This window comes from Microbacterium sp. CIAB417 (genome assembly GCF_022788845.1).
This window is the reverse complement of record NZ_JAHZUT010000007.1, coordinates 1-12,882: the sequence shown is the minus strand read 5'-3', so window position 1 is coordinate 12,882 and position 12,882 is coordinate 1. Positions and strand designations below refer to the sequence as shown.

Sequence of the window (12,882 nt, the reverse complement as noted above, 5' to 3'; positions counted from 1 at the left end):
TATCCGGGGCGTCTGCGGTGCCCGGTTGCCCGCGGAGGGCTCAGCGCACGAAGATCTCGGCGTTGTCGACGAACCGGTGACCGCCGACGGTCGCCGCGATCAGGGCCAGCGCGGGCCCCTGATGGCCCTCGTCGACGGGCAGGAAGGTGGCCGGATCGACGACGTTGAGGTACTCGAGCCGGATGCGGGACTCCCCCATGAGCGCGCTCTGCGCCGCCGCGATGCACGCGTCGACGTCGCGGTCGGCGTTGGATGCCGCGGCCTCGAGCGCCCGCGGCAGCAGCGCCGCCGCAGCGCGGTCGGCGGCGTCGAGGGTCGCGAGCCGCGTCGAGATCGGCACACCGTCGTCGCTGCGCACCGTCTCCGCCTCGACGATCTCGACGTCGAAGAAGAGGTCGCGCACCATCCGGCGCACGAGGAACACGCGTTGGCGGTCGCGCTCGCCGTAGACGGCGACGTCGGGCCGCACCAGGTTCAGCAGCTGCGCCTCGACCGTCAGCAGTCCGTCGAAGTAGAACGGGCGCACCCGACCCTCGTAGCGCAGGCCGAGATCTCCCGCGCTCACCTTGGTCGTGGCCTTGCCGGCGGGCAGCAGCTCGTCCGCATCCGGAGCGAACACGAGGTCGACGCCGAGGCGCTCGAGCAGCGCGGCATCCGCGTCGGGCGTGCGCGGATAGGCCTCGTACTCGGCGTGCGTGGCGAAGCGCAGCGGGTTCACGAAGGAGGAGACGACCACGATTCCGGCGCTCTCGCGCGCGGTGCGGATGAGGTCTGTGTGGCCGTCGTGCAGCGCACCGATCGTCGAGACGAGTGCGACACGCGTGCCCTGGGGAGCCGCGGCTCTGGCCTCTGCCAGTCGGGTGCGCAGCTCCGCGATGGTGCGGATCATCCGTCGATCGTATCGCCCACGGGTCCGCGCGGATCCGCGCGTGTCAGGGCATGGTCGACCGTCGAGCGCACGAGGGCCGAGAGGTACCCGCCCGGGTTCTCGACGCCGATACCCGCGAGCAGCCCCGTCGCCTGCTGCACGATCACGCGGGAGAACTCCGTCGCGGTCGCGATCGCCTCCGCATAGGCGGGACGGTCGGCCTCGGCGATGACCACGGGCTCGCAGCCGATCTCGACGGCGAGTGCCTGCGCGATCGGCAGCACCGCCGCGGGCGCCGTGACGGCGGCGTAGGAGGCGGCGAGCTGGCGCAGGTCGATCGTGGTGCCCGTGAAGGTGATGGCCGGATGCACCGCCAGGCCGATCGCGCCCAGTCGCTGGGCAGGTGCCAGCACCTCGGTGCCGTACCCCGGGTCGGTGTGCAGCACGAGCTGCCCCGGCTGCCAGCCACCGAGCTCGGCAAGACCTGCGACGAGGGAGGGGAGCTCGTCGTGCGGGACGGCAAGCACCACGAGCTCGCTGCGCCGAAGGATCTCGGCCGCATCCAGCACCGGCACTCCGGGCAGGATCGCCTCCACGCGGTCCTGATCGCTGCCCGCGGTGATGCCGATGAGTGCATGCCCCGCCCCGCCGAGAGCGGCCGCCATGATGGGGCCCACCCGACCCGCACCGATCACTCCGACGCCCAGACGGCCGTCACGCCTCATCCGTTCTCCTCCTCGTCTCGTTCCTCGCCGCGCGCGAGGGTCGCGGTGTCCTCGATGAACCACCGGTGCGATCTGTCGCTGCGGGCCGCCGTCACCGCTCGGCGCGCCACATCTTCGAACATCCGGCGCGCGGCCTCGACATCGATGCCGCCGAGGCTGGTGTCGACCGCTCCGGCCACGGTGTGCGCACGGGCCGAGGCCACGCGCAACGCGCGGTCGATGGGCCCCTGCTGCAGCGCGATGGACTGCAGCCTGGCGAGCGGTACCACGACGAGCGAACGCCAGAATCTGCCGCGCCGCAGAAACAGCGCCGCATCCGTGAGCGCGAAGCCGTTGCGTCGCCACGACACGGGGCGCAGGATGCGGGCGCGGCGCGGCGTGGTCGTGAAGGCGGCGTCGCCGTCGGCGCCGAGCAGACCGCGGTCGAACAGGAGCGCGCGTTCGGCGTCGTCGAGCCAGGGCAGCAGCAACGCGACGACCCGCTCCGCATCCTCCCGGGTGCCGACCGGCAGCACGCGGGTGAACGCCTCCGCCGCCTCCTGGCCCGCGCGCGAGCCGGACAGCCGGTTGACCGTGATCGTCCACCATCCCGCGGGGCGCCAGAGGATCGGCTGGTGCACACGCACGGCGTGCACGCGGCCCGGAGGGAGGATCTCGGTGACGGTCGTGAGGATGCCGAACACGATGCGCACGCCGTGGTCGGTCGGCGCGATCGCGTAGCGGAGGGCCCGCACCGTTCCCCGGCCGACGTAGGTCGCGAACCCGATCATCGTGGGGAGGATGGCGAACACGAGCCACCCGGGCCCCGTCACCGCCCAGACGACGAGCGCGATCATGACCGCCAACACCACCACGGTCGAGTCGCGCAGGAGCATGGATCCGATGACCCGCCCAGCCGGGATACGGACGACGGATGCGGGTTCCACCTCGGGCTCGTCGGTTCCCGCCACGAGCGAGTCCATCGCCTGCGAGGCGGTCTGCACGGCCGCCGAGCGCCACGACGCCGCCGCGCCGGCACCGCTTGCACGGCTCTCGCCGAGCGTGCGGCCGGAGGCGAGACGCAGGATGTCGGCGCGCACCTGCTCCGCGTTCGAGGTCGAGAGGTACTCGAGGCGCACGTTCGCGTCGAGGCCGGCACCGACGACCTCGAGCTTGGCGAGACCGAGCAGGCGCGCCACGAGAGGTCGCGTGAGGTTCACGCCCTGCACACGGTCGAGAGGTGCCCGACGGTTGGTGCGGAAGACGACACCGGAGCGCACCTCGACGTCGTCGCCCGTGATGCGGAAGGTGTGGAAGCGCCACGACATCCAGAACACGAGGATGAGGGCGACGACCACGAGCAGCACCACGCCCAGCGCGAGCAGCACCAGGTCGTGACCGAGCACGTAGTCCACCGGGTCGCCGGGAACCGGGCCCGAGAACCCGGGGGCCAGCCAGGGGGCGAAGATCTCGATCAGCCGGTCGCGCAGGTTGGCCACGACGAAGCCGAGCACGACAACGAGGAACAGTCCGCCGCGAAGCAGCGGGGTCAGCGGGTGCAGCCGATGCCACTCGCCGTCGCTCAGCGCGGAACGGCCCGCATCCGGTTCGGTCACAGTCCCGTCCGCCGGGATTCCGCGACGGCGATGAGCACGTCGCGCAGCTTCTCGGCCGCGTCCTGCGTGAGCCCCGGGATCACGACGGCGGATGCGGCGGCCGCGGTCACGAGCTTGAGCTGCGCGATGCCGAACGCCCGATCGAGCGGGCCGTGCGTGATGTCGACGAGCTGCATACGGCCGTAGGGGACGGCGACGACGCGCTGGAAGAGGATGCCGCGGCGCAGCACGAGGTCGTTCTCGCGCAGCCGGTAGCCGAACGAGCGGATCTGACGCGGAGTCAGGATGAGGGTGACGGCCAGCACGACCAGCAGCACGCCCGCGGGGATCCACACCCAGCCGGTGCCGGTGACCGCCGCGATGATCGGCGCCGCGACCGCTACGAGCACGAGCGCCGCGGTGAGCGAGATCAGCTGCACGGTCCGGTAGGCGCGGGCGAGCTGGTGCCAAGACCCGTCGCGCACGAAGAGTCCCTCCCGACGGGACTCGAGCAGTTCGTCGAAGGTGCCCGCATCCAGAACGGCCTCGTCAGAGGTGGGAGAGGGTGTCGCCTCCGGGGCTCCCGGCGTCGGGTTCGTCATCGTCGTCCTTCCGGATCGTGCACAGACTCTCGGCCACCAAAGCGGCCGCGACGAGGAAGACGCAGGCCACGATCGTCGCGATCAGGGTGCTGAACGAGCCTACCGAGGGGATCACGGGCCGCGTCAGCAGGAAGACGGAGAGCCCGATCGCGATGCCGCCCATGGCCGCCCCGACGATGCTCGCGGCTTTGGCGAGCATCGCGATGCGCACGGCGCGGAACGGATCGAGCGGGCCGGCCGAGCGTCCGCGCGTCGCGCGCCGCACCCCGATGCCCAGCACCAACACGAGGGCGCCGAGCAGCGCCAACAGGATCGGCAGTGTGAGAACGGGGGTGAACGTCGCCTGACCGGATGCGGTCAGCACCTGGTCGATGAGGAACCCGACGCCGGCGCCGAGCACGACGGCGATCGCGAGGGACGCGGGCGAGGTGCGTTTCATGAGAGGGCCTCGAGAAGGTCGGCGACGCGGCCGACGCCTGGGAGCACCGCAGCGGCGTCGAGGGCGAGCCAGGGCCGCAGGACGAAGTCGCGCTCGGCGGCCCGCGGATGCGGCAGCGCGAGCGTCGGCGTCGTCGAGCGCACGTCGCCGTAGGCGATGAGGTCGAGATCGAGCGTGCGATCGCCCCATCGCTCGCGGCGACGCCGGCCGTGGTCGGCCTCGATGCGGTGGAGGAACTCCAGCAGCACGGACGGGGCGAGCCGGGTGTCCACCAGGGCGACGGTGTTCAGGTAGCGGGGTGCGTCGGGGTCGGGGCCTTCGGGGCGGATCGCGACGGTCTCCATGACGGGGGCGACACGCACGTTCGCCGTCAGCGGCAGCCTCGCGAGATCGGCCGCTGCCTCGTCGAGCAGCGCGCCGCGGTCGCCGAGGTTGGAGCCCAGCGCGATCACGGCGGTGACGGATGCGGCATCGACCGGCGTCGACGCGCCGTCGAACCCCTGTGCGAGCCGGCGGTTCATCGCTCGCCCCGGGCGCGCACGATCGTCACGGCTGCATCGGCGAAGGGGACCGTGATGGGCGCCTGCGGCTTGTGCACCGTGACCGTGACCTCGTCGACGAGCGGGCGCGCCAGCACGACGGCGGCGATGCGTGCGGCGAGCGTCTCGATGAGATCGACCGGTTCGCCGGTGACGACGGCCACAACCTCTTCGGCGATTTCGCCGTAGTGCACCGTGTCGGCGACATCATCGCTCACGGCTGCCGGGGCGAGGTCGAGGCGCATCGTGACATCGACGACGAACTCCTGCCCGTCGCGCTTCTCATCGGGGTAGACGCCGTGGAAGCCGAGGGCGCGCAGGCCCGTGAGGGTGATCGTGTCGCGGCTCATCCTGCTCCTCCCGAACGCCACGCCTCCGCGATCGCGAGGGCGTCGGCGGTGGCCTGCACATCGTGCACGCGCACTCCCCATACCCCGGCGTGAGCGGACAGTGCACTCGTGACGGCGGTGGCCCGGTCGCGGCGGGCGAGGTCGTCCGTGCCGAGCGCCTCGCCGAGGAATCGCTTGCGGCTCGTGCCCACGAGCACGCGCGGACCGATCCCGACCACCTGAGGCAGCGCCCGCAGCATCTCCCAGTTCTGCGCGCCGCGCTTGGCGAAACCGACGCCGGGATCGAGCACCAGACGAGAGGGCGGGATGCGGGCGGATGCGGCGGCCTCCATCCGGGCGATGAGCTCTCCGGTCACCTCGCGAGCGAGGTCGCGATACTGCGCCGGGGCGTACATGTCGTCGGAGTGCCCTCGCCAATGGCCGAGCACGATGTCGACGTTCGCGTCCGCGGCCACATCCAGGATCGAGGGATCGGACAGTCCACCTGACACGTCGTTGATGACGCGAGCGCCCGCGGCCACCGCGGCGGCGGCGGTCGCGGCGTTCATCGTGTCGACGCTGACCGTGACCCCGGCCTCGGTGAGAGCGTGGACGACCGGCAGGATGCGCTCCTGCTCGACCTCGACGCCGACGCGCTCCGCGCCGGGCCGGGTGGACTCGCCGCCCACGTCGATGATCTGGGCGCCCTCGCCGACCAGGCGCAGCGCGTGGCGCACCGCCTCCTCGTGCGCGAGAAAACGGCCTCCGTCGCTGAAGGAGTCGGGCGTCACGTTGACGATCCCCATGATGAGACAGCTCACGAGGCTCCTCCTGCGATCAGCGCGATGAGTTCGGCACGGGCCGCGGGCTCGGCGAACTCGCCGCGTGCGGCGATGGTCACCGTGGTCGCGTCGACCTGGCGTCCACCGCGCATCGTGACGCACTCGTGCGACGCATCCAGCACGACGAGCACCCCGCGCGCATCCAACCCGTGGGCGATCGCGTCAGCGATCTGCTCGCCCAGCCGTTCCTGCACCTGCGGGCGAGAGGCAAGGATGTCGACGACCCGCGGCAGCGCCCCGAGCCCGACCACGCGCTCGGCGGGCAGGTAGGCGAGGTGCGCCCTGCCCGCGAAGGGCAGGAGGTGGTGCTCGCACACCGAGCGGAAGCGCACGTCGCGCAGCACGACCGGTCCCGAGGGGAGCGTCTCCGGCGCCGGTCCCTGCGCCACCGAGATGGTGTGTGAGAGCGGCTCGGATGCGTCCTCTCCGACGCCGGCGAAGAAGTCGGCGTACAGCTCTGCCACGCGGTGCGGGGTCTGCTTCAACCCGGGGCGGTCGGGATCCTCCCCGATCGCCTCGAGCAGCTGGCGGACGAGGTCCGCGACGCGAGGGCGGTCGACGGCCACGACGGCCTTACGCGGTCGCGGGGCGAGCCTGACCCGACGGACGCTGACGCGGCGTCGCGGGGGCAGCCGCCGCATCCGCCTCCTGGGCCGCGGCCACACCGACCTGCGGCGCACGCGCCGGCACGTCGACGGGAGGCAGCGGCGAGACCGGGCGCTCGGAGCTGGACAGCCACTGCGGACGCGGGGGCAGCCGCTTCACGTCCGAGAAGATCTCGGCGAGCTCGATGTGATCCAGCGTCTCCTTCTCCAGCAGCGCCAGCGCAAGCTTGTCGAGGATGTCGCGGTTCTCGTTGATGACCTGGTACGCCTCGTTGTGCGCCTGCTCGATGAGAGCCCGCACCTGCACGTCGACGCGCTCGGCCACCCGCTCGCTGAAGTCACGACCGTGACCCATGTCGCGACCCATGAAGACCTCACCCGAGGATCCGCCGAGCTTGACCGGGCCCACGTCCGTGGTCATGCCGTACTCGGTGACCATCTTGCGGGCGATGTTGGTGGCCTTCTCGATGTCGTTCGAGGCACCGGTGGTGGGGTCGTGGAAGACGATCTCCTCGGCCACGCGACCACCCATCGCGTAGGTCAGCTGGTCCTGCAGCTCGTTGCGGGTGACGGAGTACTTGTCGTCGACCGGCAGCACCATCGTGTAGCCGAGCGCCTTGCCGCGCGGGAGGATCGTGACCTTCGTGACCGGGTCGGTGTGGTTCATCGCCGCCGCCGCGAGCGCGTGTCCGCCCTCGTGGTACGCCGTGATGAGCTTCTCCTTGTCCTTCATCACCCGCGTGCGACGCTGCGGACCGGCGATCACGCGGTCGATCGCCTCGTCGAGGGCGCGGTTGTCGATGAGCTGGGCGTCGGAGCGCGCCGTGAGCAGAGCGGCCTCGTTGAGCACGTTGGCGAGGTCGGCACCGGTGAAGCCGGGCGTCTTGCGGGCGACGACCTCGAGGTCGACCGAGTCGGCCAGCGGCTTGCCGCGGCCGTGCACCTCGAGGATCTGCTTGCGGCCCTTGAGGTCGGGGGCGTCGACGCCGATCTGGCGGTCGAAGCGGCCCGGGCGGAGCAGCGCCGGGTCGAGGATGTCGGGACGGTTCGTCGCAGCGATGACGATGACGTTCGCCTTGGGGTCGAAGCCGTCCATCTCGACGAGCATCTGGTTCAGGGTCTGCTCGCGCTCGTCATGACCGCCGCCGAGACCGGCACCGCGGTGACGACCGACGGCGTCGATCTCGTCGATGAAGATGATCGCCGGGGCGCTTTCCTTGGCCTGGTTGAACAGGTCGCGCACGCGGCTGGCGCCGACGCCGACGAACATCTCGACGAAGTCGGAACCCGAGATCGAGTAGAAGGGCACCCCAGCCTCGCCGGCGACGGCTCGCGCGAGCAGGGTCTTACCCGTTCCGGGAGGGCCGTACAGCAGCACGCCCTTCGGGATGCGTGCACCCAGCGCCTGGAACTTGGTGGGGTCCTTCAGGAAGTCCTTGATCTCCTGCATCTCTTCGATGGCCTCGTCGGAGCCGGCCACATCCTGGAAGGTGACGGTCGGGGACTCCTTGGTCACGAGTTTCGCGCGGGACTTGCCGAACTGCATGACCTTGCTGCCGCCACCCTGGGCGGACGAGATGAGGAACCAGAAGATGATGCCGAGCAGCAGGATCGGCAGCAGGAGCGAGATGAGCCCGTCGAACCAAGTGGCACGGGGGACGACGTCGTTGTACCCGTCGGACGGCTTGGCAGCGTCGATGGCCTTGACCACTTCGTCCGCTCGGGCACCGACGTAGTAGAACTGCACGTCGTTCGCACCCTCGTAGGGCGCCGAGAGCTTCAGGTCGACGCGCTGGTCACCGTCGGTGTTGGTCACCTCGGTGACCGTCGAGCCGCTGAGCAGTTCGAGGCCCTGCTGGGTCGTGATCTGCTTCGCCGCGCCCAGGCTCGAGATGAGCGAGAAACCAACGATGAGGAACAGCCCGATCACCAGAACGTACAGGAGCGGGTTGCGCGTGATCTTCTTGAAGTCCATTTCGCGGGGAGACCCCGGCCCTTTCGTCGACAGACCGCCTCCCGGCGGTCGTTTCAGGGTAGCGCGGGCTCACTATGCCGGGTCTGTGCATTCGCCCACGGCGTACAGGGCGCGCGGCCCCTCGATCAGCTGTAGACGTGGGGGGCGAGCACCGCGACGTCGCGCAGATTGCGGTAGCGCTCGGCGTAGTCGAGGCCGTAGCCGACGACGAACTCGTTGGGGATCTCGAACCCGACGTAGCGGCAGTCGACCTGCACCTTGGCGGCCTCGGGCTTGCGGAACAGCGCGAAGACCTCGACGGATGCGGCGCCGCGGGCGGCGAAGTTCTCCAGCAGCCAGCTGAGGGTCAGCCCCGAGTCGATGATGTCCTCGACGATGAGCACGTGCTTGTCGTGGATGTCGGTGTCGAGGTCTTTGCGGATCTGCACCACACCGCTCGATCGCGTACCGGTTCCGTAGGACGAGACGGCCATCCAGTCCATCGGCACGAGGCTCGGCAGTGCGCGGGAGAAGTCGGCCATGACCATGATCGCGCCCTTGAGAACGCCCACGAGCACGAGGTCCTTGCCCTCGTAGTCGGCGGCCACCTGGGCCGCGATCTCCTCGAGCTTGGCGAGGATCTGCTCCTCGGTGGCAAGAACGGTCGTGAGGTCGTCTGCGATGTCCGCTGCGCGCATGCGTCGAGTCTAGGCGGCGGCACCGCCGGCGTCCTGTGCGCGGGCCGGGTCAGGTCGATGCGCTGAAGACGATCCGGCCGCCCACGCGGGCCGCGCGGCAGGCGGGCAGGTCGATGGGGCCCTGGCCGCGCCAGTCGGTGACCAGCCGCTCGACCTCCTGCGTCTGGCGGTGCGTGAGGGAGACGTGGAACTCACTGGCCACGACGTGGCGCAGGATGCGGGTGCGCAGCGCCGCCGGGTTGGCGGCCAGGGCGGCGACCGAGACGGCGATCCCGGCCTCGGCGGGCTCGACGATGTCCTCGATGGTCTCGTCGATCATCTCGGCGAAAGCCGCCACATCCGCTCGCAGCTGCTCGGCGGTGCGGGCGAGGGCTTCGGCGATGCCGGGTCCGAGCTCCCGCTCGAGCACCGGCAGCACCCGCTGACGCACCCGCACGCGGGTGAAGGCGGGGTCGTCGTTGTGCGGGTCGTGCCACGGCTCGAGCTCCGCGGCGGCGCACGCGGCGAGCGTCGTGGCACGCGAGACGCCCAGCAGGGGACGGAGCCACGTGAGACCGGCGTCGTCCTCACGTTCCGGCGCCATCCCGCCGAGGCTCGTCGCTCCCGAGCCCCGGGCGAGTCCGAGCAGCACGGTCTCGGCCTGGTCGTCGAGCGTGTGCGCGAGCAGCACCGCAGACGCGCCGAGACGCGCGGCGGCCTCCGCGAGTGCCGCGCGACGGGCATTGCGGGCAGCGGCTTCCAGTCCCTCGCCCGCCGCCGACACCTCGACGCGCGCGACTTCGGCGGCGAGCCCGAGGCCTCGGCCGAGATCGGCGGCGCGTGCGGCGACCTCATCCGATCCGTCCTGCAGTCCGTGATCGACCGTCACCGTGATCGCGCGCACGTCGAGCGCGGCCGCTTCGAAGGCGACGGCGGCGGTGAGAGCCAGGGAGTCTGCACCGCCCGAGAGTCCGATGACGACGGCCTGTCCGCGCCGGGGTTCGAGCACCGCGCGAACGGCGCGGCGCACCTCGGCGGTGGCGGGGTGGAGTCCGGGTCGCATGCCACCACGCTACTGGCGCGGGTGGCGGCGGTTCAGCCGGCACGACCCAGCCGGAAGGCGCATCCGCAACGGTTCCGCACGTCTCTAGCGAATTCTGGCTGAGTCCTGCCCGCGGAGCGCCCGAGACGGGCCGACTAGGCTGTGTGGCGAATCCGCTGAACTTCCAAAGGAGCACAGGAATGGGCGCATACGACGCCGTCATCGAGATCCCGCGCGGCAGCCGCGTGAAGTACGAGGTCGACCACGGCACGGGCCGGGTCTTCCTGGACCGCGTTCTGTTCACGCCCATGGGCTACCCCAGCAACTACGGCTTCTTCGAGAACACGCTCGGCGAGGACGGCGACCCGCTCGACGTGCTCGTGCTGCTCGACCGCGACATCTACCCCGGCGTGCTCGCGAAGGTGCGCCCGGTCGCCGTGCTGAAGATGAGCGATGAGGCCGGCGGCGACGACAAGGTCGTGGCCGTGCTGGCGAAGGACCCGCGCTGGGCCCACATCCAGGACGTCGGCGACATCGACGAGTGGACCAAGGGCGAGATCGGCCACTTCTTCGAGCACTACAAGGACCTCGAGCCGGGCAAGTGGGTCAAGGTCGACGAGTGGGCTGACGCCGCCGAGGCCGAGCGTCTCGTCGCCGAGGCGTTCGAGCGCTTCGAGGAGCACGAGGGTCGGACCAAGACGCAGGGTGAGGGCGAAGCGCCCAACTCCCTCTGAGACCGCTCAGACGAAGAGAGCGGATGCGGCACCTGCCGCATCCGCTCTCTTTCTGTCTGGGTATCGGGCTCAGAAACCGACGCCGCGCGCCGCCATGAACGGTCGGGGGTTGACCGTGCCACTGGGCGTGTAGACCTCGAAGTGGAGGTGGCAGCCGAACGAGTTGCCGGTGTTGCCGACGCCGGCGATGACCTGACCTGCGTTGACCCACTGCCCGCGCGACACGTAGATCCCGCCGTTGGAGATGTGCGCGTAGCCGGTGCCGATGCCGCCACCGTGGTCGATGCGGATGTAGTTGCCGTACCCGCCGTTGTAGCCGGCGTAAGTCACGGTGCCGGAGGACGCCGCGTAGATGTTGCCCCAGCATCCGGCGCCGAAGTCGGTGCCGTAGTGGGTGCTGCTGGCGCAGTAGCTCGGGCCGCACTGCGAGTAGCGGGGGCCGTACTCGGACGTGATGCTGCCGCCCGCGGGACGCACCCAGCCTGAACCACCGCCGCCGCCACCGCCACTGCTGCTGCTGCCGCCGCCGGGGTTGTTCTTCGCTGCCTCTTCTGCCGCACGCCGAGCGGCCTCTTCGGCGGCCTTTCGGGCTTCCTCTTCACGGCGCTTCTGCTCGGCGACACCGGCCTGGTAGTCGGCGACGGTCTTCGCAGTCGTGTCCTTGAGGGCGGCCAGCTGCGCCTGCAGCGTGCCGAGGTTCTGGTTCTGCGCGTCGAGGGCGGCCTGCGCGGCATCCGCTGCGGCCTGTGCCTCCTGCATGGCCTGCTCGGCAGCCTGCTGCAGCTTGTCGCGCTCGTCGCGGGCTGTCGTCGCCTGATCGGTCAGTGACTGTGCGGCGTTACGCGCGGAGACGGCGGAGGCGTAGACGTCCTGGTTGCGCTCGAGGAGCTTGTCCATCGTGCCGAGACGGGCGAGCAGGTCGTCGGCGCCGGCTGCGGAGCCCGCGAAAAAGAGCTGCAGCGACGTGTCATCACCACCGGCTTTGTAGAGCTGGCTGGCGACGCGACCGGCCTTGTTCGCCGCCTCCGTCGCGGCGGCGGCTTGGGCGTCGGCCTGCGACTGCAGGTTGTCGGCACGCGCAGCGGCATCGAAGTACGCCTGCTGTGCGGTGAAGTACTCCTGGGACTTCTGGTCGGCGATCGCCTGCTTCGCGGCGACATCGGCCTGCAACTGCGCGATGAGCGTTTCGATGCGCTGGATCTCGGCGCCCTTGGCGGCCTCGTTGTTCTTCGCGCGCTGCACGTCGTCCCACGAGGGGTAGCCCTCGATCGCGAACGCTTGGGGCTGGAGCGGGCCGGCCAGCGCGGCGAGCCCGACGACGCCGAGAGCCCCGGCGCCGAGAGCGACGCGGCGGGTCATCGTGGGCCAGAGGGCGCGCTTCTCTTGAGCGGTGGGGCCGCAGCCGCAGTCCTCTTCCGCTCCGGGCAGATCTTCGGCAGACACAACAGCCCCTCATTCACCGGCGCAACACCGACAACACTAACAACATCAGTCACATCCGCAACGGCTTCTTCGAGCGCAGGATGCGGGCGGTCCCGCGCCATCCTCTCCCCTGATCGACGCCCCGTCAGGCAGCGACGCGCGCGGGCGGTCGGACCCGATTTCGCATTTGGTAGAACCTCGCCTATGCTTGCTCTTCGGTAAGCGTGAGCCCGAAGGGTTCATCCGGCCCCATCGTTTAGCGGCCTAGGACGCCGCCCTTTCACGGCGGTAGCACGGGTTCGAATCCCGTTGGGGTCACACAACCGAATACAATTAAACAAGCATGGCCCTGTAGCGCAGTTGGTTAGCGTGCCGCCCTGTCACGGCGGAGGTCGCGGGTTCAAGTCCCGTCAGGGTCGCTCTGAGCGACGGGCCCTTCTCGAAGGGCCTTTCGTTTAGGACGCGGCATCGCGTCGCCTCGCGCGATACGGATGCCGCGGGGCTCTGTAGCTCAGTTGGTAGAGCGCACG

At 70.4% G+C, this 12,882-nt stretch carries 14 protein-coding genes and 2 tRNA genes; 3 read left to right on the top strand and 13 right to left on the bottom strand.

Features of this window, described 5'->3' with window-relative positions:
- Positions 1-40: 40 nt before the first annotated feature.
- The 12 genes from panC to tilS form a co-directional block, all read right to left on the bottom strand.
- Entirely contained in the window at positions 41-889 is an 849-nt protein-coding gene (gene panC / locus KYX17_RS25105; protein ID WP_243230949.1) for a pantoate--beta-alanine ligase, read from the bottom strand.
- Entirely contained in the window at positions 886-1,593 is a 708-nt protein-coding gene (locus KYX17_RS25100) for a Rossmann-like and DUF2520 domain-containing protein (RefSeq protein ID WP_243230946.1), read from the bottom strand. The genes panC and KYX17_RS25100 overlap by 4 nt, the downstream gene beginning before the upstream one ends.
- Complete coding sequence (locus KYX17_RS25095; protein WP_243230945.1) at positions 1,590-3,188, bottom strand: PH domain-containing protein; 1,599 nt, start codon at positions 3,186-3,188, stop codon at positions 1,590-1,592. The genes KYX17_RS25100 and KYX17_RS25095 overlap by 4 nt, the downstream gene beginning before the upstream one ends.
- Positions 3,185-3,769: a PH domain-containing protein gene (locus KYX17_RS25090; protein WP_243230943.1), complete on the bottom strand. Its 585-nt coding sequence runs from the start codon at positions 3,767-3,769 to the stop codon at positions 3,185-3,187. Before KYX17_RS25090 ends, KYX17_RS25095 begins: the two co-directional genes overlap by 4 nt.
- The gene (locus tag KYX17_RS25085; protein WP_243230937.1) at positions 3,717-4,208 is read right to left on the bottom strand and encodes a DUF3180 domain-containing protein; all 492 of its coding nucleotides are present in this window, start codon (positions 4,206-4,208) and stop codon (positions 3,717-3,719) included. The genes KYX17_RS25090 and KYX17_RS25085 overlap by 53 nt, the downstream gene beginning before the upstream one ends.
- Positions 4,205-4,729: a 2-amino-4-hydroxy-6-hydroxymethyldihydropteridine diphosphokinase gene (folK, locus tag KYX17_RS25080; protein WP_243230935.1), complete on the bottom strand. Its 525-nt coding sequence runs from the start codon at positions 4,727-4,729 to the stop codon at positions 4,205-4,207. The genes KYX17_RS25085 and folK overlap by 4 nt, the downstream gene beginning before the upstream one ends.
- Positions 4,726-5,097 carry a dihydroneopterin aldolase gene (gene folB / locus KYX17_RS25075; protein WP_243230933.1) on the bottom strand — a complete coding sequence of 124 codons (372 nt, stop codon included), beginning with the start codon at positions 5,095-5,097 and terminating at the stop codon, positions 4,726-4,728. The genes folK and folB overlap by 4 nt, the downstream gene beginning before the upstream one ends.
- Complete coding sequence (folP, locus tag KYX17_RS25070; RefSeq protein WP_243231350.1) at positions 5,094-5,882, bottom strand: dihydropteroate synthase; 789 nt, start codon at positions 5,880-5,882, stop codon at positions 5,094-5,096. Before folP ends, folB begins: the two co-directional genes overlap by 4 nt.
- Before the next feature lie 11 nt (positions 5,883-5,893).
- Entirely contained in the window at positions 5,894-6,484 is a 591-nt protein-coding gene (folE, locus tag KYX17_RS25065; RefSeq protein WP_243230930.1) for a GTP cyclohydrolase I, read from the bottom strand.
- Positions 6,485-6,491: 7 nt separating this feature from the next.
- Positions 6,492-8,498, bottom strand: coding sequence for an ATP-dependent zinc metalloprotease FtsH (gene ftsH / locus KYX17_RS25060; protein ID WP_243230928.1), 2,007 nt, complete (start codon positions 8,496-8,498; stop codon positions 6,492-6,494).
- 125 nt (positions 8,499-8,623) lie between these two features.
- Positions 8,624-9,175 (bottom strand): hypoxanthine phosphoribosyltransferase, encoded by a 552-nt coding sequence (gene hpt, locus KYX17_RS25055; RefSeq protein ID WP_243230918.1) that lies wholly within the window; start codon positions 9,173-9,175, stop codon positions 8,624-8,626.
- A 49-nt stretch (positions 9,176-9,224) separates the two neighbouring features.
- Entirely contained in the window at positions 9,225-10,217 is a 993-nt protein-coding gene (gene tilS, locus KYX17_RS25050; protein WP_243230916.1) for a tRNA lysidine(34) synthetase TilS, read from the bottom strand.
- 179 nt (positions 10,218-10,396) lie between these two features.
- On the opposite strand from tilS, the gene KYX17_RS25045 reads away from it, so the two are divergent.
- Positions 10,397-10,930, top strand: coding sequence for an inorganic diphosphatase (locus KYX17_RS25045; RefSeq protein ID WP_243230914.1), 534 nt, complete (start codon positions 10,397-10,399; stop codon positions 10,928-10,930).
- A 69-nt stretch (positions 10,931-10,999) separates the two neighbouring features.
- On the opposite strand, the gene KYX17_RS25040 is transcribed toward KYX17_RS25045, so the two are convergent.
- Positions 11,000-12,373, bottom strand: coding sequence for a peptidoglycan DD-metalloendopeptidase family protein (locus KYX17_RS25040; RefSeq protein WP_243230911.1), 1,374 nt, complete (start codon positions 12,371-12,373; stop codon positions 11,000-11,002).
- Positions 12,374-12,597: 224 nt separating this feature from the next.
- On the opposite strand from KYX17_RS25040, the gene KYX17_RS25035 reads away from it, so the two are divergent.
- Positions 12,598-12,670: transfer RNA gene (locus KYX17_RS25035), tRNA-Glu, on the top strand.
- 27 nt (positions 12,671-12,697) lie between these two features.
- Positions 12,698-12,771: transfer RNA gene (locus KYX17_RS25030), tRNA-Asp, on the top strand.
- Positions 12,772-12,882 lie beyond the last annotated feature (111 nt).